Annotated in this window: 15 protein-coding genes; 9 read left to right on the top strand and 6 right to left on the bottom strand. The window is 42.5% G+C overall.

Annotated elements, in window-relative coordinates; all coding sequences use genetic code 11:
• The first annotated feature begins 87 nt into the window (after positions 1-87).
• From CJ483_RS11310 to CJ483_RS11290, 5 genes are all read left to right on the top strand, one after another.
• Positions 88-2,175, top strand: a complete 2,088-nt coding sequence (locus CJ483_RS11310) for a hydantoinase/oxoprolinase family protein (RefSeq protein ID WP_182917025.1) — start codon at positions 88-90, stop codon at positions 2,173-2,175.
• Positions 2,176-2,188: 13 nt separating this feature from the next.
• Positions 2,189-4,150, top strand: coding sequence for a hydantoinase B/oxoprolinase family protein (locus CJ483_RS11305; protein ID WP_120034986.1), 1,962 nt, complete (start codon positions 2,189-2,191; stop codon positions 4,148-4,150).
• Between the two features lie 141 nt (positions 4,151-4,291).
• Positions 4,292-5,248 carry a DMT family transporter gene (locus tag CJ483_RS11300; RefSeq protein ID WP_120034984.1) on the top strand — a complete coding sequence of 319 codons (957 nt, stop codon included), beginning with the start codon at positions 4,292-4,294 and terminating at the stop codon, positions 5,246-5,248.
• Between the two features lie 90 nt (positions 5,249-5,338).
• On the top strand, positions 5,339-7,351 hold the full coding sequence (locus CJ483_RS11295) for a penicillin-binding transpeptidase domain-containing protein (protein ID WP_120034982.1): 2,013 nt from the start codon (positions 5,339-5,341) through the stop codon (positions 7,349-7,351).
• A 183-nt stretch (positions 7,352-7,534) separates the two neighbouring features.
• Positions 7,535-9,358, top strand: coding sequence for a C40 family peptidase (locus CJ483_RS11290; RefSeq protein WP_120034980.1), 1,824 nt, complete (start codon positions 7,535-7,537; stop codon positions 9,356-9,358).
• Positions 9,359-9,515: 157 nt separating this feature from the next.
• Here CJ483_RS11290 and CJ483_RS11285 read toward each other — a convergent pair whose 3' ends face one another.
• Together CJ483_RS11285 and CJ483_RS11280 are read right to left on the bottom strand one after the other, a co-directional pair.
• Complete coding sequence (locus tag CJ483_RS11285; protein WP_120034978.1) at positions 9,516-10,553, bottom strand: hypothetical protein; 1,038 nt, start codon at positions 10,551-10,553, stop codon at positions 9,516-9,518.
• Positions 10,554-10,564: 11 nt separating this feature from the next.
• Complete coding sequence (locus CJ483_RS11280) at positions 10,565-12,010, bottom strand: MBOAT family O-acyltransferase (RefSeq protein ID WP_120034976.1); 1,446 nt, start codon at positions 12,008-12,010, stop codon at positions 10,565-10,567.
• 327 nt (positions 12,011-12,337) lie between these two features.
• Here CJ483_RS11280 and CJ483_RS11275 point away from each other — a divergent pair, with 327 nt between their 5' ends.
• Positions 12,338-13,531 (top strand): phosphodiester glycosidase family protein, encoded by a 1,194-nt coding sequence (locus tag CJ483_RS11275; RefSeq protein WP_182917024.1) that lies wholly within the window; start codon positions 12,338-12,340, stop codon positions 13,529-13,531.
• A 132-nt stretch (positions 13,532-13,663) separates the two neighbouring features.
• On the opposite strand, the gene CJ483_RS11270 is transcribed toward CJ483_RS11275, so the two are convergent.
• A complete protein-coding gene (locus CJ483_RS11270; RefSeq protein ID WP_120034972.1) occupies positions 13,664-14,566 on the bottom strand; it encodes an accessory Sec system S-layer assembly protein in 903 nt (300 codons plus the stop codon).
• Between the two features lie 2 nt (positions 14,567-14,568).
• Entirely contained in the window at positions 14,569-16,926 is a 2,358-nt protein-coding gene (gene secA2 / locus CJ483_RS11265) for an accessory Sec system translocase SecA2 (protein WP_120034970.1), read from the bottom strand.
• 369 nt (positions 16,927-17,295) lie between these two features.
• On the opposite strand from secA2, the gene CJ483_RS11260 reads away from it, so the two are divergent.
• A complete protein-coding gene (locus tag CJ483_RS11260) occupies positions 17,296-18,345 on the top strand; it encodes a glycosyltransferase family 4 protein (protein WP_120034968.1) in 1,050 nt (349 codons plus the stop codon).
• 68 nt (positions 18,346-18,413) lie between these two features.
• On the opposite strand, the gene CJ483_RS11255 is transcribed toward CJ483_RS11260, so the two are convergent.
• Both CJ483_RS11255 and CJ483_RS11250 read right to left on the bottom strand, forming a co-directional pair.
• Complete coding sequence (locus CJ483_RS11255; RefSeq protein WP_120034966.1) at positions 18,414-19,394, bottom strand: LCP family protein; 981 nt, start codon at positions 19,392-19,394, stop codon at positions 18,414-18,416.
• A gap of 136 nt (positions 19,395-19,530) precedes the next feature.
• A complete protein-coding gene (locus CJ483_RS11250; protein WP_120034964.1) occupies positions 19,531-20,172 on the bottom strand; it encodes a YigZ family protein in 642 nt (213 codons plus the stop codon).
• 434 nt (positions 20,173-20,606) lie between these two features.
• Here CJ483_RS11250 and CJ483_RS11245 point away from each other — a divergent pair, with 434 nt between their 5' ends.
• Together CJ483_RS11245 and CJ483_RS11240 are read left to right on the top strand one after the other, a co-directional pair.
• Entirely contained in the window at positions 20,607-21,761 is a 1,155-nt protein-coding gene (locus CJ483_RS11245) for a sensor histidine kinase (protein ID WP_120037961.1), read from the top strand.
• 25 nt (positions 21,762-21,786) lie between these two features.
• Complete coding sequence (locus tag CJ483_RS11240) at positions 21,787-22,467, top strand: response regulator (RefSeq protein ID WP_120034962.1); 681 nt, start codon at positions 21,787-21,789, stop codon at positions 22,465-22,467.
• Positions 22,468-22,630: the final 163 nt, after the last annotated feature.

Genomic DNA, 22,630 nt, shown 5'->3' with positions numbered 1-22,630 from the left:
AGGAGGTGGTGCCGAAAAGCACTAAAAGGGATCAGCGATCAATTAATAAATAAATTTATTTTTTTAATAAATACTGGAGGCGATCAAGTGAGTAAATATCATGTAGCTGTTGATGTTGGGGGAACATTTACGGACGTATTCGTATTCGATGAAAAAACAGGGAAAATCTATGTAACAAAAACGTCTTCCACTCCGTCTAATCCGGAAAAAGGAATGATGGACGGAATCGCTAAAGCGAAGCTGACAGGCGATCAAATTGCGATGTTCTCTCATGGAACAACGGTTGGAACAAACGCCTTAATCGAAAGAAAGCTGCCAAAAGCTGCGCTCGTTACGACGAAAGGCTTTCGTGATGTGACGGAAATTCGCCGCGGTACAAAGCTTGATCTGTGGGATGCTTATAACGATGTTGCTGAGCCTTATATTAAGCGCCGTGACCGATTTGAGGTAACAGAGCGGGTAGATTATTCCGGAAACATTATGACAGAAGTGAATGAAGATGAAGTGCGCGAGCTTGCACGAATATTGAAAAAGCGTCAGGTAGAATCCATTGCGATCTGTTTCATGAATGCTTATGTAAATGGCGACAATGAAAAGCGCGTGAAAGAAATTTTGCAAGCAGAAATGCCAGATGTGTACATTTGTACGTCGTCTGAAACACTTCCGGAAATCTTTGAGCATGAGCGGATGAGCACAACGATCGTAAACGCTGTTCTTGGTCCAACCATCAGCAAGTACATTAAAGTACTGGAAGAAGAAATGAAAGGGATTGGCTATAAAGGAGACATTCTCGTTCTTCATTCCGGAGGCGGTGTCATGACGTCAGAAACAGTTCCCCGCTATGCAGCCCGTCTGGCAAGCTCAGGGATTGCAGCTGGAGCGATTGCAAGTAAGCATATTGCTAATATGTGCGGCTTTAAAAATGCCATCGGTTTGGATATGGGCGGAACAAGTACGGATATTTCCTTAATGTACGAGAACGATTTGCGTGTAACGAAAGACTGGTACATTGAGTACGGCTATCCGATCGGCTTCCCGAGCATCGAGATTTTAACCATTGGGGCTGGTGGCGGCAGCTTGTCATGGATCGATGAAGGCGGTTCTTTACGGAATGGTCCGCAAAGTGCTGGTGCTGTACCAGGGCCTGCGTGCTATCAACGCGGTGGAACAGAGCCGACAAACTCAGATGCAAACGTTGTGCTCGGGCGATTAGGCACAAAGCTTCTTGACGGCCAGATGACACTGGATAAAGAGGCAGCTGTTAAAGCGATCGAAAAGACTGTAGCTTCTAAGCTGGATTACAACGTATACGAAGCAGCGGATGCGATTATTAAGGTGGCCAACGCAAATATGTGTGACGCCCTCCGTTTGATCTCTGTCCGCCGCGGCTATGACCCGCGTGACTTTGCACTTGTTGCCTTTGGTGGGGCCGGTGCCTTGCATGGTGCAGAACTGGCGAAAGAAATGGAGATCCCACATGTCATCGTACCGGCTCACCCGGGAGTGGCAGCAGCGATGGGATGTTTGCTTGTGGATGTGCGCCATGACGTGACGAAAACATATTTAGCGAACGTAGCGGAGATTCAGAAAGAGGATTTAGAAAAAGAATTTATTGAAATGGAAAAAGAAGCGATCAGCTTGCTAGAAGAAGAGGGCATTGCGCCGGAAAATATGAATTTAATTCGTTATGTAGATATGCGTTATGTCGGTCAATGGAGAACGCTGTCTGTCACTGTGGATCGTCCGCTGCAGTCGCTTGAAAATGCAGTTGAGCGTTTCCATCAAGAGCATGAACGTGAATTCGCCTTCAGAGATGAGGCAACAGGCATCGAAATTTACGGCTTGCGTGTAGAGGCGATCGGAACAGTCAATAAACCAGAATTCAATAAAGAAGAGCCGTCCGGAACATTAAAAGACGCACGGAAAGAAACCCGTGAAGTATATTTTGAAGAAGCTGGAGGGTTTACAGAAACAGTTGTTTACGACCGTGTGAAAATTCCTGTTCTATCTGAATTCTCTGGTCCAGCAATTATTGACCAGCTTGATTCCACGGTTGTTGTGCCTCCATATTGCACGGTAAAAGTAGATGAATATCGCAACATTATTATGTCGTTTGTAAAAAAAGAAGAAGGCCAAAAAGAAAAAGACGCGACAGTACCAACATTAGCCAACTAAAAGGGGTGGGAATATGAGCAAAGTATTTGAGAGCCAGTTAGATCCTGTTACATTTGAGGTTTTGAAAAATGGTTTTGTCAATTTAGTTGACCAAATGTCCGAGCAAGTCTTAAGGACTTGTTATTCCTTCGTTATTTACAACCGCGATTTTAGTGCGGCTTTGTGCGACGCGGAAGGGAATACTGTTATGCAGGGAACGCAGGACATTTCTGTTCACGTTGGCACGCTTCACCTAACAGCAAAAGCGGTCATTGAAGACTTCGGCGACGATATTCACCCGGGAGACGTTTTTATTGTTAATGATCCGTATCGTGGCGGCACCCATTTTAACGATACACGTGTGATTCGTCCAGTGTTTTATGAAGATAAGTTGATCGCTTTCATGCAGTTGAACGGCCATTGGGCAGACATGGGCGGTTCTGTGCCAGGATCTTTCGATATTACGTCAAAAGACCATTATGGAGAAGGGATGAGAATTCCACCGCTGCGTATTTGGAGAAAAGGCGAATACTTACACGACGTGGCAAACGTTCTTGTTTCCAACATGCGTCTTCCGGAAGAGCGTCTTGGTGATTTACGCTCCCAAGCAGAGGCTACAAAGACGGGTGAAACACAGTTGCTTGCTCTTGTGGAGAAATACGGATTAGACACAATTTTAACTGCTTTTGCGGAGGTGCAGGATTATGTAGAACGCCTTGCGCGGGCAAAAGTAGCTGCTCTTCCTGATGGTGAGTGGGAAACAACAGATTATATTGATATGGATCCAGAAGTAGGCGATGGTCTTATTCCAATTAAAGTGAAAATGACGATTAAAGGTGACGAAATTTTTTATGATTTAGCCGGTTCCCATGATTATATCGGCTGTTTCTTAAACTCCGCCTTCGGGTCTTCGATGTCTGCCGCTTATGCCGGCACAAAAACATTCTTCCCGGATATCCCGTTAAACTCCGGTTTTTACCGAGTAGTGCATGTGGACTTGCCGGAAAATTCAGTAGTGAATGCAGCTTGGCCAGTGGCGGTTACTGGCTTCTGTTCGGGCGCATACGAAAAAATTATGAATGCCTGCTTTGAGCTGTGGTCTCATGTGATGCCGGAACGCGCACTCGCCTGCTCCTTCAACCTGGAATATTTATTGATCGGCGGCTGGGATAAGCGTCAAGGCTATGACAACTACTTTATGTGGTATGACTGGATGGCAGGCGGACACGGCGGCCGTGATAAGCGTGACGGAGCGAACGCCCTGTCCCCGGTTTTTGGTGTGGGCCTCAGCATCCAGCCTTGTGAAGGACAAGAGCGCCTGTCTCCAGTCATTACAACGAAGCATGAAATCGTCACAGACTCCGCAGGTCCAGGTCAATTCCGCGGCGGCTGTGGGGTAGAAAAAGGCGGGATCTTAACAGATGCGAATGATACAGTCATGTCTTACTGTTGTGACCGCTCCCGCTCCGTTACATGGGGAATCTTTGGCGGACTTCCGTCTACCCCACACGGTGCTTGGTTAAATAAAGACAAAGAAGACGGCCAATTCTTAGGTGCCATTTTCTCGAACGTTAAGCTAAAAAAAGGTGACACATTTACAAGGCCATCTGCTGGCGGTGGCGGACTTGGTGATCCGCTTGAGCGTGACCCGAAAGCTGTGCTGGAAGATGTGATCGATGAATATGTTTCTATTGAACGCGCAAAGAAAGATTACGGTGTTGTTATTCATGAGATTGATAGGGAAATTGATCTGTTTGAAATTGATGAGGAAGCTACAAAGGCAGAAAGACAATTTATCCGTGAATCACGTGCAGGCTGGCTGAAAGAAGATGTAGACAGTGTCCTTTCCAAATATCGCAACGGAGAAATTGATCAATTAGATTTAATTCGCAGATATGGTGTCATTGTTGATTTGGCAACCGAAACGGTTCTTAAAAAGACAACGGAACAAAATCGGGAAATGCTCGAACAGCGTTCACTTGCGTACTGGGCATAACCAAGCAGCAGCGGGGGAAAATCCCCCGCTGCTTTTATTCGTTAAAACAATTGCTTTCTGAAAATTTAGCATTGCGTGTGAAATTAAAGGTGCGTTATAGTGAGGGCAGAGGTTTTTGTTTGTTATTGGGGGATCTATCTTATGAGACCGATTATGTTAGGTGTACTTTCTGCTTTCTTTTTTGCTTTTACATTTGTGCTAAATCGGCTGATGGATGCAGAAGGAGGCAGCTGGATGTGGAGCGCTTCTTTGCGGTATTTATTTATGGTGCCATTGCTTGCCGTAATCGTTGGCAGTCGCAAGGGGATTAGACCGCTATTTGCTGAAATGAGAAAGAACCCCTCTGCCTGGCTATTATGGAGCACAATTGGGTTCGGTTTATTTTATGCTCCGCTTTGTTTTGCGGCGGCTTATGGACCGGGATGGCTAATTGCGGGTACATGGCAAGTAACAATCATTTCCGGCTCCCTCTTGGTGCCGCTTTTTTACATAACAATCCAAACGCCAAGCGGACCAAAAGAGGTAAGAGGGAAGGTTCCATTCAGAGGCCTTGCGATGTCATTTATTATACTAGCCGGGGTTGCTCTTATGCAGGCTGAGCACGCACGGCAATTGTCTTTGGAGGCTGTTTTGCTATGCATGTTGCCAATTATTGTAGCATCATTTGCTTATCCGCTTGGGAATCGTAAAATGATGGATGTTTGCTCTAACCGCCTCGATGCTTACCAACGTGTACTTGGTATGACACTGGCGAGCTTGCCATTTTGGCTCATCCTCTCAGGAGTAGCTATGTACGTGGATGGATGGCCTAGTAAAAGTCAAGTTGGGCAATCAGGATTGGTCGCTCTTTTTTCAGGCGTTTTTGCTACCGTCTTATTTTTTGCCGCGACTGACCTTGTAAGAGGCAATATGAGCAAGCTGGGAGCCGTAGAGGCCACTCAATCGTTAGAAGTTTTATTTGCCGTTGTTGGAGAGATGGCTTTGCTATCGGCCCCTTTACCGGCCCCTATTTCTATTGCCGGCATGATATTAATTGTCATCGGCATGGTGCTGCACAGCTATGTTTCCCATGCCAAACAAATAACGCCTGGCACTTAAGTGTCAGGCGCTTTGTTTGTTATAATAAGGAGAAAGTACGATGAGAGAGAAATTCGGCAGAATGTTGAATTTAAATCGGAGGGTGCAAGAATGCGAAAATATCTATTTTTAACCGGCTTGCTAGTGTTGCTTTTCAGTTTAGCCGGCTGCAACAAATTGGCTTCACCGGAGGAGCGGCTGAATGAGTATACAAAGTTGTGGAATGATCAAAATTTTGCAGAAATGTACAAAAGCTATGTAGCTCCTTCTACGAAAGAAAAGGTTAAGAAGGAAGACTATGTTGACCGTTATCAAACTATCTATAAGAGCTTGGGAATAAAAAGTATAAAAGTAACGCCGCTTGCGAAAGAAGAAAAAGATTGGAAGGGGGAAAAAGCCGTTCTTCCGATCAACGTCCAAATGGATACAAGTGCCGGCCCTGTCTCTTTTAAAAAGAAAGCTACGTTGAAGAAGGAAGAAACGGATAAGGAAGAAGCCTGGTTTATCGATTGGAATCCTTCTTATATCTTCCCGCAAATGGAGGAGGGCGATAAGATTCGAATCGAGACAAGGAAAGGAAGCCGCGGACAGATTTTTGACCGCAACGGCAATTCATTGGCTGTTAACGGACAAGGCTATTCAGCAGGAGTGAAGGCAGGAGAAATAGATAATGATACAGCAGCTAAAAGCAAATTAGCCGAGTTGCTTGGCATTAAGACGGAGTTTATTGACAAACAGTTGAAGCAAAGCTGGGTGCAGCCTGGTCATTTTGTCCCTTTGAAAAATATATCTGCCTATGACAATAAGAAGCTTCAGCAGCTGCGGACAATACCAGGATTTGCTGTAGAAGAAATAACGATGCGCCAATATCCTTATAAAGAAGCCTTGGGGCACTTAACTGGTTATATTGGCGATATTAACAGTGAAGAATTAAAGAAGCTAAAATCAAAAGGGTATAGTGAACAAGACAAGGTAGGCAAACGTGGGCTGGAGCAGTTGCTGGAAGAGGAGCTCCATGCTCAAGATGGCAAAAGAATTTATATTGAAAAGGAAAAAGGTGAACCAGTAACAGTTGCAGAAAAGCCTCCGAAAAACGGAAAAGATATTAAAGTAGCGATCAATGCAGAGATGCAAAAGACGATTTATGAACAATTAAAAGGGAAGCCTGGAACAGCAGCGGCTATTGATCCAAAAAATGGTGAAGTATTAGCGCTCGTCAGCTCCCCAGCATTTGATCCGAATGAATTTGTTCTTGGGGTGTCAGGCAGCCGTTACGAGGAGCTTGAAAATGATCCGGCCAAACCGCTTTTAAATCGGTTCGCCGCTACGTATGCACCTGGTTCAACCATTAAGCCGATTACAGCAGCAATCGGGCTGAAGGCTGGTACGCTTGATCCAGCGGAAGAACGACCGATTAAAGGCCTTCATTGGCAAAAGGATGCATCGTGGGGCAGTTACTCCGTAACAAGGGTAAAAGACCCAGGAGAGCCAATCAATCTTCAGAGAGCGTTTATATACTCTGATAATATTTATTTTGCACAAACTGCTCTTGAAGCGGGGAAGGAAAAAATGGCTAACGGGCTTCGTTCCTTTGGCTTCGCTGAAAAACTCCCGTTTGCCTATCCGATAAGGGCGTCACAAATTTCCAACAGTGGATCATTAGATAAAGAGATCTTGCTTGGTGATACAGGATATGGGCAAGGAGAAGTGCTGACAAGTATGCTGCACCTTGCTTCTACCTATGGTGCGATCGTAAATGATGGTGTGATGATGAAGCCGCAGCTTTATGTCGGAGAAAAAGCAGACGTATGGAAGAAAGACCTTCTTTCTAAAGAGTCAGCTGCGTTGTTAAAGCAAGATCTACGGCTCGTTATCCAAAAAGGAACGGCGAAAGAAGCAGACATGCCAGGCTTTGCACTCGCTGGTAAGACGGGTACAGCTGAAATAAAATTGGAACAGGGAACAACCGGCAAAGAAAATGGCCTTTTTGTTGCATACGATCAGAAAAATCCAGCCTTTATTATGGCTTTGATGGTAGAAGGGGCTGAAGAGGAAGGGGGAAGTAAAGCAGCTATCGGCGTAAGCAAGCAAGTTTTCCTTAAGTGGAAAGAAATAAGCTCTTAAATAGTGAGTCGCCAGAAAAAGCGGATTTTCCCGTTTTTTCGGCGGCTTTTTTTACATTCTAGAAGGTAATCCTTTCCTCTTGTAGAAGTAATTTGTATAGATCTTGTTGTCGAAATTAAAAAATATGAAAGATAACCGATATTAAAAAAGAAAACGGATTTTTCCGGTGATAAGGGGTTTGAGATGAGAAAAAGTTTATTTACACTATCAACAGCTGCTTTTCTTTCCACCGGGGCGGGAGCGGCTACCGTCGTTCATGCGGCTGAACAGCATGTCGTCAAACCCGGTGAAACATTGTACAGCATTGCCAAGCAATATGAAATGGATGTCGATATGCTCAAGGAGTTAAACGGCTTAAAAACGAGTGACTTGCAGGAAAACCAGATCTTGCAGGTATCTAAGAGCGCTGTCACTATTTCTACAAGAACCCATATTGTCAAAGAGGGGGAGACGATCCATTCTATTGCTAAGCTCTATGGAATGAATGAAGCAGAGATACAGCAAATGAATGAGCTCCAAGACCAGAATATTGTGATCGGTCAAGAGTTGAAAGTGACCGGAGAGGCTGCCGCTAGTCAGCCGCCTGCTGTTCAGCGCCCGCTGCCTTCGGCGGAATCTCATACAAAAGCAGCAAAGCCTGCAGTTGAGGCCGGCGCCAAGCAGGTGGTCGCTACAGGAACCTACATAGTTCAAAATGGCGATACATTAGGAGCGATCGCAAAAGCCTATCAGATGGATTCTGCCCAGCTGCGAGAGTTGAATGATCTCAAAAACAACACAGTTTATGCCGGCCAAACACTAAAAGTAAGCGGCCAGCCGCTTTCAAAGAGTCAACCGTCCACGATGACTACTAAAATAGCTTCCTCAGGCACTTACACGATAAAAAGCGGTGATTCACTCAGTGCCATCGCCAAAGCGCATCATATGACAGTCGCCGAGCTGCAAAAGTTGAATGGGCTGACGTCTCATATGATTTATGCCGGTCAAAAACTGAAGGTAAGCGGCAAGCCAGCTGTTGTCACGCCAGCAGCACCCAAACCAACTGCGCCTGTAACGACGCCTGCTGCTAAGGGAACCTATACAGTAAAAAGCGGCGACTCCTTAAGCTTAATTGCTAAAAATCATAAAATGAGCATAGCGCAACTAAAGCAGTTGAATAACTTAACGTCCGATATAATATTCGTCGGTCAAAAGTTAAAAGTAAGTGGCCAATCAAAGCCGCCTGCTACTGTGCCACCAGCTTCAAAACCAACCACTCCTGTAACGAATCCGCCGTCAGCAGGCACTTATACAGTAAAAAGTGGGGACTCATTGAGCTTGATTGCTAAAAAATATAAGATGAGTGTAGCGCAATTAAAACAGCTGAATAACTTAACGTCTGACGTCATATTCGTTGGTCAGAAATTAAAAGTAAGCGGCAAGCCGGCGACTACTACACCGAAGCCATCAACACCAAAGCCGACTCCAACTTTACCTGTAACAAACCCTTCTACCACGGGCACTTATACAGTAAAAAGTGGGGACTCCTTAAGCTTAATTGCAAAAAAATATAAAATGAGTGTAGCTAAGTTGAAACAGCTGAATAAACTAACGTCTGACGTCATATTCGTTGGTCAAAAACTGAAGGTAGCAGGCGGGGCAACAGAAGAGGATAAGCCATCTTCTAACAAGCCCGATTCTTCCGGTACGTCTTTTTCCATCACGGCCTTAATTGCGGAATCTAAAAAGCATCTCGGTACCCCATATGTCTGGGGAGGCGCTCAGCCCTCGGGCTTTGACTGCAGCGGTTTTATTTATTATGTTTTTAACAAAGCCGGGAAGAATATCCCTAGAACAAGTACAGATGGCTATTACAGTCGTTCTTATTTGGTGAGCAAGCCGCAAGTAGGAGATCTTGTTTTCTTTGCGAATACGTATAAAAAAGGAATCTCGCATATGGGGATATATATAGGAGGCAATCAATTTATTCAGGCAAGCTCCTCCCAGGGATTACCATTACAAGTTTAGATAACTCATACTTTAAACAGCGGTTTGACAGCTTTAAGCGGTTCTATTAATAAAGGAGATGGGATGTGTATCCCATCTCCTTGCTTGTTATTTAAATAGGAAGGAAGCTTTATATAAAGCCAGTTAGATATAAAAGTTGGCCCTCTAAAGCAATTTCTTATCTTGCCAGTTGCTCGACTTTTCTTAGGTGATCGTCAATCGTTTGATTTGTTACATATACACCAAACGAGCTGTTTTTTACATCAGGTCCTTGCAAGATGCGGTTTGCAATTTGATCGCCAACATGTGGATAGAAGTGGTGGCCATCAAGATAATTATCAAGGTCAAGTGTTACCTTATTGGGATACATAAAATTGTACACGCCGCCAAACACATCCGTTACATCACGCAGCCAGCGTTCATAATCATCCAGTTGCCCTTCTTCAACCATGGTTTGAAAGAGCTTCGCTGAAATCGGCGTGGTAAAAATAATAAATTCAACATCCGGGTGGCGTTTTTTAAAGAGCATTAAATATTCTTTATATCTTGGGTTATATTGATAATTTCTTCCGTAAAACTCATCTCGAAACCGTTCAATCTTTTCTGATGTGTTCTTTAGTTTTTCTTTTGTATTGATATTTTTAGCAGAGGCCACATTATAGCGGTCATAGACACGCAGGTCATTGACCTCATTGCTTTTGGACATGTTAAAGTTTTGCAGAGAGTACTTGAAAATGTCTGAAGAAATCAAGTTTCTGGCACGGTAAAATCGCTGCTGCACTTTGGCTTCATAGTTTTTCAAAGAAATGGGCTGTTCACTTTCCTGGATGCTAGATTTGAAAAAATCAACGCCAATAATAACGCGTTTAACCTTTTGTGTGCTTTGCTCCTTTGCAAATTGCAAAAAAGTATCATATTCTCTAATGGACATGTTGTTTACAGCAAAATTATAAGCTTTCATGCCTTTAAAACGATTTTGATTAATATAGGTCGTCCGGCTGCTCCCGAGAATAATAGTATCGTAGGAAAAATCCTGAAAGTAAATTCGGTTTGTCTTTTGCTCCCGTTCATCCACAGATATTTGATGATCATTGTACGAGTGATTATGCCCATAGGTCCAATAGGGATCTATATAAAAGTTAAAAGCAGCCATTCCACTCAAAACAAAAATAACAGGGAGAAAAAAAATAACGATAAATTGCTTAGCTTGTTTCATGATGATCCACCTTAAAAGTTAAAATAGAGGAAAGCGGTCACTTGTTGTAATTGCATCACAGAATAAAGAAAAAGAACAGAAGCATACAAAGCGATGGTTTTTTTAGGCTCAAACTCATCTCTCCATTGAATGGAGTTTTTAGCAAATAAAACAATGAGAAAACCGCCAATAATGTAAAGCAGTACCTCTAGGAATGAACTGCCGAGTTCAAAATTAAATAAAACCGGACTGCCAAGCGGAATATGTAACGCTTCAATCACTTCTTTAGGTAAATAGACGCCATTAAGCCCAAACATGCTCTTTAATACATGGAGGGCCGTTTCAAAATCAGGAGATCGGAAGAATACCCATGATAGATTTACGAAGTTAAAGGTAATAAACCAGGCAAGCCATTTATTCATCGAATGCCCAGCGCGTTTCCATGCACGAGCAATAACGCTTGCTATCCCGTGCATCATTCCCCAAATGATAAAGGTCCAGCCGGCTCCGTGCCAAAAACCACTTATGAAGAAAATGATCAGTATATTGATATAAGTCCTAGCCGCTCCTTTGCGGCTGCCACCGAGCGGAATATAAATATACTGAGTTAAAAAGGTATTTAACGTAATGTGCCATCTCCTCCAAAAATCCTGAATATCGAGCGCTTTGTAAGGAGAAAAGAAGTTCTTAGGCAAATGAATATTAAATAACAGGCCAGCACCAATTGCCATATCAGAGTAGCCGCTAAAATCGAAATAAAGCTGGAACGTATAAGCGAGTGCTGTCATCCATCCATCCACAAATGTCAACTGATCAGCTAGTGCATATCCTTTGTTAGCCCAGACTGCGAAAGAATCAGCAATGATGACTTTTTTAAACAAACCGATGCTAAATATAAGCAATCCAAGCGCAAAATTCTGCGGATTTAATCGGCGGTTTTCCTTTTGCTGGAACTGTCCCATTACTTGACTGTGATGAACAATCGGACCGGCAATCAACTGCGGAAAGAATGTAACAAACAAACAGTAGTCTAAAAAATTGTATCCTTTTGTTTCGCCGCGAAAAGAATCCACTAAATAACCGATTTGCTGAAACGTATAAAAAGAAATGGCCAGCGGCAAAATCAGTTGTTTCAAAGGAATAGATTCATTAAATAGGAAATTGATATTTTCCATGAAAAAATCATAGTATTTAAAATAGCCGAGCAGGACAACGTTGAAGATAATGCCGCTCGTTAAAATTAATTTTTTTCTGGAAACAGAATATTGTTTGCCAAGCAATGTACCGACGATAAAATTTACAACGAGTGAACAAAGAATGAGCGGTAAGTATAGCGGGTTCCACCAAGCATAGAAAAATAAGGAACCGCCAAGAAGCCATGCTTTAGCAAGTGTAAAACTCCAATTATTAAATAGGAAGTAAACCAATAAAACAATAGGAAGAAACAGAAAAATAAATTCAAATGAATTAAAAATCAAGTGGATCTCCTCCAAAAAACATCGGAAAATAATAGCGAACTAATCATACTATAATCACCAAATGAATACAATGACACGTTATTTTCTCGCTTTAAGATATTATATCCAGTAAATGAAAATATTTCTTGTGAAAATGAAGAGATATGGTACAATAAAAGTATAGTTTTCTGTTTTGTAATTTGACAATAATGAAGTGGCAACGGTTGGATGGCCCGGAAGCATCTGCTCTTAATGAGCAGATGCTTTTTCTTTTTGGGAAAAAGTGGTCAAGATAGATTGGCAGTTTGGTATAATTGTACTAGTTTAGAAAAAGAGGGGGACATAGTTTTGCGAAAGAAAAAAACAGGACTGCTGCTTTTTTTGCTTGTCCTGCTGCTAGCTTTCCCGATGGAGAGTCTGGCTAAAACAACAGCATTGAGCAATAGCGTCAATTGGAGACATGTCTATACAAAAGTGAATGGGAAATATCAGTCGATTAATATTATGGCAGCAGACTTAACGAAAAGGGGACACAGCATCTCTTATCATCTGCCCATGCCGTATTATCGTCTTAATAAAGTATCTGCTTTATCTAACCGCCAAATGCCGACAGGGCAGAGACAGCTTGGAGCGATTAATGCTTCCTTTTTCCATTTTAGTACGAGAGAGCCGGCTTATTTACTTGTTAAAGAGAACAAACTGGACAATCTGGGAGCCGTATCGAATAAAAACACGGATTATATGTATGTGCCGGCTGCATTCGGTGTGAAGAAAGACGGGGCAGCGATGATTGACCGTTTCCGGTTGTCTATGACCGCAAATTCGAAAAAGGCTGCTTTTCCTATAACAGGCTATAATGAATCCCGTGAACAAGAAGAGTTGATTCTTTATACAAGAAGTATGAAGTTCAACAATACAAGAACGAACCCGTATGGCTATGAAGTGACGGTCGAGGGTCTTGATCATCCGCTGGATCCAGGTGCAAAATTCGGTGAGCCTGTTACAGGAAAGGTAACAGCTATTAGAAAATATGGCGAGCGTTCAAGCTCCGTGATCCCTAAAAATGGATTTGTGCTATCAGCGCATGGAGAGAAAACTCAGTTATTGAAATCATTGAAGACAGGAGATCCTGTTTCATTAACAATTAATCCGGAAGAAAAATGGAAGGACAGCCGTTTCATGCTAGCCAGTGGCCCGCTGCTTGTTCAAAAAGGGAAAGTAGCGATGACCATGTCAACAAAGAGTCCCAATGCACGTGCAAGGGCGCCGCGCTCGGCCGTAATGGTTGATCGTTCGGGGAAAAAGGTGTATTTTGTCACTGTGGACGGCCGTCAAAAAAGAAGTGCAGGCATGACACTAATGGAATTTGCCGGCTACTTAAAAAGCTTGGGTGGCTATCAAGCATTAAATTTGGACGGCGGAGGGTCAACCACAATGGCTGGCCGTGCCATCGGTTCTAGCAAGGCGAAAGTATTGAACATACCTTCAGACGGCCGAGAAAGAACAGTTTCTGCTATTTTAGAAATATTTCAAGCTAAATAAGAATAGAAAAGAGGCTTTCATAAAGCCTCTTTTTTTATTTTTAGCGCCAAATGATCGCTGCTTATTTCTTCGATTAAATATAAAAAGCTGTCAGTTGGATGCTGACAGCTTTAAAGATTAGAAGTGAACAAGTTAGTTGCTTTTCACGTGTACGCTCCATCTTGAAAGATCAGGAGTTTCATTTTTTAATAGCTCTTTTGGAAAAATAAAGGACCATGGCTTTGTTGTATTTGCTTTGATTTCCAGATTTCCTACGTTAAATTGCCCTTCGGCAATGATCTCCTTGTGGCTATCCAATACTTGCAACGGCAGCTGTTCAATATTGATCGAGCGGTCATACCCATTGCGAATGAGAACAGTAACATGGAATGTACCATCCTCCGCTCGTCTTGCCTGGAGCCCGGTAAAATTCAATTCATTTTTCCCCGGATCACCAAGCTGTTCAACAATCTGCTGGAGTTTTTCTTGTTCTGCTTCCGGTAAAGCTTCCTTCCAGGAATCAGCCAAATCCAACTTATGCTCCTTAGATGTTAAATCAAAAGCTAATGTCCAATTTTCTTTCTCTAGGCCTACTTGTTTTTCAATGGACGAGGCAGGAAAAATAAATGTCCACGGCCGGCTGCTTTTAGCAGGAATTTCGCCTATTTCTGCCAGATTAAACTCATGTCTGGCTTTAACCTCATTTTTCTCATTAATCAATAAGAGAGGCACCTTGCCGAGCTGAATGCCTTTCTCAACAGAGTTGCGCACGAAAGCGGAGACAGCTAGTCCTTCTGGCTGCTCATCCCATTCAATGCCGGATAGGGACAGCTGGTTCGCTTTTAAAGGCGGGAGTTCGTTGTTTAAAAAGCGCAAGACATACATTTGTTCTTTAGGGATAGTAGACGATGGATGAATAGACAGCTCAGTTTCTACTTCTTCAGCAGATTCTGCAGCTGTGCTATCTGTTAATTCGCTTGATGCGATGGCACTTTCACGTCCATCATTCTTCAATTGATCTGAATCGCTTTGCTTCTTTTTAAAAAATGAAAACATAATTATTGCAACTCCTCACTATTTAATTCCTTAACGAGATGGCCGAATTGGATGGCAATTTCTTTTTGGAGCTGATGGTGCATATCTGTAAACAGCTGAAGCCCCTCGCGTGCATAAATTCTCATTGGATCTTCCTGTTGGTAATAGCGAAGGCCAATTCCTTCTTTTAAACGAGTCATATTCTCTAGATGTTCGACCCAGAGCCGGTCGATTGTGGAGAGAATAATGCGCTTAATGTATTCATCCCATTCTGTTTGGTACGCTGCAGTAAGTGCTGATACATAGGCAGATAAAGACTGCTCCACAACCTCTTCGATTTCTTTTCTGTTTATGACTTCTTCCGGTAGCTGAACCGGGCGGCTGCCTAGCAAAGCACTGATATTGCCTGCCAGTTGGTCCACCTGCCATTCATCAGAAGGTTCGTCCTCGGGGCAAAGGCGGTCTATTTCATTGCGCACAGCTTCCTGCAGAATAGAGAGAAAACGGTCAAAATGTTCATCTAAATCAACCGCCTTATTGCGAAGGCCGAATATAATGCCGCGCTGTTCGTTAATTACGTCATCCAGCTTTAAATTATATTCGCGCATAGAAAAATTGGCGCCTTCTACGATGCGCTGAACACGGTCTACAAATTCATGCATCTTTTTGTTGAGCACAATTCCATCGGCATCTGTTTGCAGTTTTTTCTCGAGTTTTTCTATATCTTCTTTCGCAAAGCGGCGGAACATCGTGTCTTCTAGTGAGATAAAGAACTGGCTCTCTCCCGGATCTCCTTGCCGGCCAGAGCGGCCTTTGAGCTGGTTATCAATCCGGCGGCTTTCATGGCGTTCGGTCCCTAGCACGAAGAGTCCGCCAAGCTCGGCAACTCCTTCGCCTAAAAGAATGTCCGTGCCACGCCCAGCCATATTAGTAGCAATTGTAATATGTTTTTTTTGACCAGATCTGGAGATGAGCTCAACTTCTTGCTCTACACTTTTTGCATTGAGCAGTTCAAAAGACAGTCCAGCTTCTTTAAAATATTCAGCTACTTTTTCCGATTGAAGAATAGAGGTCGTGCCGACGAGGACTGGCTGGCCCGTGGCGTGCCGCTTTTTTACTTCTTCTGTTACTGCTTTATATTTTACTTCTTCCGTCACATAAATATTATCTGGTCTATCTATCCGTTGTTTAGGGCGGTTTGTAGGGATTTGAATGACCTGCATGTTGTACACTTGCTGGAATTCTTTTTCTTCTGTTTTTGCTGTACCTGTCATGCCGGAAAGATAAGGGTACATTCGGAAGTAATTTTGGATGGTAATGGAGGCTTGTGTTTTGTTTTCATCGGTGATCTCCAAGCCTTCTTTTGCTTCAATTGCCTGATGGAGTCCATCACTCAATGTTCGGCCTTCCATTGTTCGCCCAGTGAACATATCAACGAGCAAAATCTTTCCGTCTTTCACAATATAATCAACATCCCGTTCAAACATGACATGGGCACGCACAGCTTGGATCATATAATGATACAATGTCTGGTGTTCTAGCTCGTACAAATTATCGATACCAAACGCTTTTTCTACTTTTTCAATCCCTTGCTCAGTGAGGCTGACCGCCTTTGTCTCGTCATCCAAATGGTAATCTTCGTCCTTCACAAAACGGCTGGCAACACGGGCCCCAATAACATGAAGATCAGCGCTTGCCGGCATTTTACCAGCAATAATCAGCGGTGTTTTCGCTTCATCAATTAAGACACTGTCTACTTCATCAATAATCGCAAAGTGGTATGGGCGTTGCACACGCTGAGAAGGGTGCCATACCATATTGTCACGCAAATAATCAAACCCGAATTCCGTGCCGACTCCATACGTAATATCGGCCTTATAAGCTTTTTGTTTTTCAGCAGGATCCATCAGCGGCAAGTTGAGACCGACTGTCAATCCGAGGAATTCATGAAGCGGGCCGATGGTCTCCCGGTCACGGCTTGCCAAGTAATCGTTAACTGTAATAACGTGTACACCTTTTCCTTCTAGAGCACGCAAATAGCTTGGTAAAGAAGCGACGAGAGTTTTCCCTTCACCTGTCGCCATTTCAGCGATATTTGCCTCTGTAAGCACCATTCCGCCAATTAGCTGCACATCGTAGTGACGCATGCCAAGCACGCGTTTAGAAGCTTCGCGGACCACAGCGAAGGCTTCCGCCTTGATTTCGTCAACGGTTGCACCGTTTGCGAGCCTTTCTTTGAAGACGACGGTCATATGTGCTAATTCCTCATCTGAAAGCTTTTCAAAATCAGCTTCCAGCGCATTGATCTCTTCTACTGTTTTGTAATACTTCTTTAAACGCTGATCATTTGAATCGCCCAGCTTTTTAAAAAACGAAATCATATATCTTTACGCTCCCTTGGAGAAATTTCAATTAAGTGCAGTGTGGGATAGTTAAATCATTATTTTATTTTACCAAAAGAAGAATCGATTGACTAATATATCTAAGTCTCTGTAAAAATAAAGCAAAAGCTATGTACAAGGTTAGAGGGAAAAGCGTTTAGAGAGCCAGCAAAACAGGAAAAAGAAAATAGCGAATTTACTTGTTTTTATAGAAGTTATTTTGAATTACCATTATAATGTTGAAGTGAAATGAATTTATGAGGGAAAATAAAATAAGCAAGTCATTAGCAGCATGCTGATGTTAAATGCTGTTAATTTATATGGAAGAAAAAATGCAAAACTCGTCTGTATAGCTAGAGGAGGTACTTCATGGTTCTCTTTGCCTTTTTGATGTGTGTATTACTATCGCTCGCGATCACCCCGCTCGTAAAGAAGATGGCTATTGCTGTCGGTGCGATCGACAAGCCGAATTATCGGAAAGTCCATGAAACAGTTATGCCCCGTATGGGGGGATTAGCGATATTTATTAGTTTTATGATCGGCTTACTTTTATTGAAACCGCAGTCGCCCTTTAATGCTGCTATCGTTATTGGCAGTGTGATTATTATTATAACAGGTGTACTTGATGATCGGTTTGAGTTATCGGCGAAAGTAAAGCTGGGAGGGCAGCTGCTTGCTGCTCTCGTTGTTGTGTTATACGGCGGTGTAAAGATGGAATTCATTACTCTGCCATTTGGCGGTGAAATGGAATTTGGAGTTCTTAGCGTACCATTGACTCTTCTGTGGATCGTCGGCATTACAAATGCGATCAATTTAATCGATGGGCTGGATGGACTGGCGGCAGGCGTATCATCCATTGCCCTGTTAACCATCAGCCTGATGGCATTTATGAAGGGCGATATATACGTAATGAGCATGGCTTTGCTTGTTTTAGGAAGCACATTTGGCTTTTTGCGTTACAACTTTCACCCAGCCAAAATTTTTATGGGAGATACGGGCGCTCTGTTTCTTGGCTACATTATTGCCGTCCTTTCTTTGCTTGGCTTTAAAAATATTACCGTTATTTCACTAATTATCCCAATTATTATTCTCGGTGTGCCTATTTCTGATACATTCTTTGCAATCGTTAGAAGAAAAGTAAACAAACAGCCTTTATCGGCCCCTGACAAATCACATTTGCATCATTGTTTACTGCGCATGGGATACACTCATAAGCAAACGGTAATTATTATTTATGCAATCGCCTCTATGTTTGGTTTAGCTGCTGTTATTTTTTCTATGGCAACCATTTGGGGTGCATTTATTATGATTGCAGTGATTGTGATTGCTATCGAGCTGTTCGTTGAAAGTATCGGTCTCGTTAGCTCTAATTACAAGCCACTCCTTAACTTTATGCGTGTTCGCGATAAAAAGAATTAAGCCTACGAAAAAAAGCTGTCGGATCATCCGACAGCTTTTTTGGGCGGGCTACGCTTTTCATTCGTTGGTTAGTCAATTTCTAGGTGACGGGCAAGTTTACGTTTGACGACTTCGAGCTCGTCTTCATCAAGACGGTAAATATAAGCGCCATTAGACATTTTATCATCATCACCGATTAAGGTGAGGGATTCAAATTCTATATTTCCTGATTTCCCATAGTTGATAAGCGACTTCATTTCGCTGAATGTCATATTGGTTTTCATGTTGGAGCCAACTGCCTCGAGAATTTCATCATATTTTGTAATCGAGTTGAAAGAGGTTGCTTTTTTAATCACGGCTCTCAATAGCTGCTGCTGACGTTTGCCACGCTCAATATCATTATCATAATGGCGGGTCCGCGCTAAAGCCAAAGCCTCTTCGCCATTTAATTCTTGAAGGCCAGGTTCAAGCTTGATGGCATTATGGCGATCGTTAGAATCTTTCTCTGACAGCTTATAAGGAACGTTAAACTTGATACCGTCCAAGGCATCAACCACGTCCATAAACGCGTAAAAATTCATGCGGACGTAGTAATCAACAGGAACATCCAGTAAGTCCTCAACGGCATCAATGGTTGCTTTTGGCCCGCCAAAAGCATGCGCATGATTAATCTTTGTTTTGTAGCCGACTTCTGGAATATATGCATAGGAATCACGCGGAATGCTAAGTAATTTAATGGACTTATCTTTTACATTTAAAGTAGCCAGCATTAAGGCATCTGAGCGTGTCTTATCTTCTTTTGTACGCACATCACTTTCATCAATCCCGATAAATAAGATGGAAATGTTATCTTTAAGCGGATGAACTTCTGCATCACGCAAGTCCGATTTTTTACGGCCATCATCCATATAAGAATCTGTAAAAATAGTTTCTGCTTTTTTATATAAAAAGGCACCGTAGCCGGCGGCTGTGAATGTGAGAAATACGATAGGCAATAGGATGAAAAAAGCAACGCGACGCTTTTTTCTCTGTCTTTTGCGTTTTTGCAAACGCTGTCTATCTGATGACATATAGTTTAGCTCCTTCAATAGAGTAATGCGGCAAGAATCAACTATTCAAATAGTTATCATTCTCCAGAGGCCAAGTAACATTTTACTATGAAACGCAGCAGGCGTAAATTTAATTTTTGGCATATTCGCTAAAATTCTATGAAGATTTGACAACTTTCTCCTGATAGAGAAGCGCACCTTCTTGAATGACAGTCTGGCCATTCGTTAATTCTGTCATCCAGTCAGTAAATGTTTCCTTTTGATTTTCCTCGACAAATGTCTCTACCGTTACTTTATCGAGATAATGAATGTCTTTGATAGAATAGACAGAGGATCGCAGCTCATTCTCAACTTTGCCAAGCCAAGTATAATCAATCGCAATTTCCATGATCTGCATCAGCCGGCGTTCAACAACTTTTGCCGCATCGATCCCTTCAGAAGCAGCCTTTCCATATGCGCGGATAAGACCGCCTGCGCCGAGCTTAATCCCGCCAAAATAACGAGTAACGACAACGACTGTATCTTTTAAACCGCGTTTTTTTAACACTTCGAGAATAGGAAGGCCGGCTGTTCCGCTCGGTTCTCCATCATCATTTGCTTTTTGGATATGATTCGTCTCACCGATCATGTAAGCAGAACAATTATGAGTAGCATTCCAATTTTTCTTTTTGATTTCAGCAATAAATTGCTGAGCTTGTTCTTCGGTTTCTGCACGGGTGACGTAGGCGATAAAGCGGGATTTCTGTATAACGATTTCCTCTTCGCCGTAGCCCTTAACGGTATAATAATGAGGGAGCAAGGTTCATTCCTCCAATAAAAAATTTGAAAATTAGGCAAATAATATGTTTAAACGACAAAAAGATGGGTACTAATCATTCTTATGATATATGAAAAAAGGAGAGGAGCAAAGCCATATGGTTCTTTGTACGCAAATGGAAATCTTTTTAACGCAATAGTAATTAAACTTTAATGTATAGGAAATTCAGTCATGATATAATGAATGCATCCTCAATGTTGTATAATCGCCAAGTAGACGGGTTAAAGTGGTAAAGAGGTCCTTTTTAAAACTACGATAACTTATCGGAAAAGTAGTTCTATATAAGCTCCTCTCTCCCAGAGATTTTAATTTTTAAGGGTCTTTTAGAGGGATTTTATACAAATACCTATCCTCATCATAGTGATATAGATGAAATAAAGGTAAAATAGGGATGTCGAGGAAGGGATTACCTAATGATGGCTGCTAAAAACACCAATACATCACTTTTAGATACCATTTTAAAAAAAATGATTGTGACGGTAGACCAGAGTAAAGGAGAATTATTCGCGATTGCTGAGCAGAGCAGACACGACTATGAATCCTTGCTGGGAGAACTCGAACAAGTCCGTATTCAGGTACATCAGTTAATTGATGAACAAGATGAACTTGAAACAAAGGTCAAAATGGCTAGGAACCGTTTGTCGGAAGTGAGTCAAAATTTTCATACATACTCTGAAGAGACTGTCCGTAAGGCCTACGAAAAAGCTCACGATCTGCAAATGAAGCTGCTCGTTTCCCGGCAAAGGGAGAAGCAGTTTCTTGAAAAAAGGAACGACTTGGAAAGAAGATTGTCGACGATTGAATCGACAATCGAACGAGCAGAGCATCTCGTTTCCCAAGTATCTGTTGTCTTAAATTATTTGACACAAGACATGAAGCAAATCGGCGAAGTACTGGAGGATGCCCGTTTAAAACAGGAATTCGGCCTGCAAATTATGGAGGCGCAGGAAGAAGAACGAAAGCGGTTATCGCGTGAAATACATGATGGTCCGGCGCAGATGATGGCAAACGTGCTGCTTAGATCTGATTTGATTGAGCGGCTGTATAGAGAACGGGGTGTGGATGAAGCATTTAAAGAAATTCGCAACTTGAAACAAATGGTTCGCTCCGCTTTGTACGAAGTCCGCAGGATTATTTATGATCTACGCCCAATGGCTCTCGACGATCTTGGTCTTGTTCCCACATTGAAAAAATACTTGGCAACCGTCGAGGAACATGTACAATCATTAAAAAAATCGACAAAAATTCATTTTACAAATATGGGAAGCGAAAAACGGCTTTCGTCCAAATTGGAAGTCGCTTTATTCCGGCTCATACAGGAATCGGTGCAGAATGCATTAAAGCACTCAGAAGCGACATCCATTACGGTAAAACTAGAAATAAAAGCACATCAAGTGCTGGCTGTTATTAAAGATAATGGCCAAGGATTTGATATAAGAGAGAAAAAGACCAGTTCGTTCGGCATTATGGGAATGAAAGAACGCCTTGAATTGTTGGAAGGTGACCTTTCTATCCATTCTAAACCGGACGAAGGAACACTTGTGATGATTCGTGTTCCAATTGTAGAGTAGAGATTGAATTAAGGGAGGAAGACCAATGACAACGAAAATCGTTATTATTGATGACCATCAATTATTCCGTGAAGGGGTTAAGCGGATTTTAGAATTCGAGGAATCATTCGAAGTAGTAGCGGAAGGGGACGATGGCAAGGATGCTGTTGAACTGATTGAGCAATACCATCCAAATGTCGTCTTGATGGATATTAATATGCCAGAGGTGAATGGTGTAGAGGCGACACGTGAACTTGTAGTAAAGTTCCCGGACACAAAAGTGATTATCCTTTCCATTCATGATGATGAGAATTATGTGACGCATGCACTGAAATCAGGAGCTATGGGTTATCTGTTAAAAGAAATGGATGCCGATGCATTAATTGAAGCTGTTAAAGTTGTTTCTGATGGCGGTTCTTATTTGCATCCGCGCGTAACACATAATCTGATTTCTGATTATCGCCGTCTGGCCAATGATGAAGGAAAGGGAAAAGGGTTCCAGCAAACAGAAGTGCGTCGTCCGCTTCATTTGCTCACTCGACGCGAATGTGAAGTGCTTCAGCTTCTTGCAGATGGAAAAAGCAACCGAGCGATCGGCGAAGCATTATATATCAGTGAGAAAACGGTTAAAAACCATGTCAGCAATATTTTACAGAAAATGAATGTAAATGACCGAACACAGGCTGTTGTTACTGCTATTAAAAAAGGCTGGGTAGAGGTTAGATAAATGGAAGCAGCAGGTAGTCATGCCTGCTGCTTTTTTAGTGTGGAAGGTTTTAGCGGTACTTAGCTAGGCCATTACACATCATATAAGGAGTTTTCGATTAAGGGGAAAAAACACTGTGCAGGGGGAGCAAATGAGAGGCTGGCAGATGGGTTCTGAAGGAGAG

The organism is Bacillus sp. PK3_68, assembly GCF_003600835.1.
GTDB lineage: Bacteria > Bacillota > Bacilli > Bacillales > Domibacillaceae > Pseudobacillus.
Note: the sequence above shows the minus strand (reverse complement) of the source record. Positions and strands in the feature narration are given on the sequence as shown.

What these genes read in the sequence shown, in the direction of transcription:
- CJ483_RS11255 (WP_120034966.1), bottom strand. Translation starts at nt 19,394, where the DNA reads ATGTCATCAGATAGACAGCGTTTGCAAAAACGCAAAAGACAGAGAAAA.
- CJ483_RS11300 (WP_120034984.1), top strand. Translation starts at nt 4,292, where the DNA reads ATGAGACCGATTATGTTAGGTGTACTTTCTGCTTTCTTTTTTGCTTTT.
- CJ483_RS11295 (WP_120034982.1), top strand. Translation starts at nt 5,339, where the DNA reads ATGCGAAAATATCTATTTTTAACCGGCTTGCTAGTGTTGCTTTTCAGT.
- CJ483_RS11285 (WP_120034978.1), bottom strand. Translation starts at nt 10,553, where the DNA reads ATGAAACAAGCTAAGCAATTTATCGTTATTTTTTTTCTCCCTGTTATT.
- CJ483_RS11305 (WP_120034986.1), top strand. Translation starts at nt 2,189, where the DNA reads ATGAGCAAAGTATTTGAGAGCCAGTTAGATCCTGTTACATTTGAGGTT.
- secA2 (WP_120034970.1), bottom strand. Translation starts at nt 16,926, where the DNA reads ATGATTTCGTTTTTTAAAAAGCTGGGCGATTCAAATGATCAGCGTTTA.
- CJ483_RS11290 (WP_120034980.1), top strand. Translation starts at nt 7,535, where the DNA reads ATGAGAAAAAGTTTATTTACACTATCAACAGCTGCTTTTCTTTCCACC.
- CJ483_RS11240 (WP_120034962.1), top strand. Translation starts at nt 21,787, where the DNA reads ATGACAACGAAAATCGTTATTATTGATGACCATCAATTATTCCGTGAA.
- CJ483_RS11260 (WP_120034968.1), top strand. Translation starts at nt 17,296, where the DNA reads ATGGTTCTCTTTGCCTTTTTGATGTGTGTATTACTATCGCTCGCGATC.
- CJ483_RS11245 (WP_120037961.1), top strand. Translation starts at nt 20,607, where the DNA reads ATGGCTGCTAAAAACACCAATACATCACTTTTAGATACCATTTTAAAA.
- CJ483_RS11270 (WP_120034972.1), bottom strand. Translation starts at nt 14,566, where the DNA reads ATGTTTTCATTTTTTAAAAAGAAGCAAAGCGATTCAGATCAATTGAAG.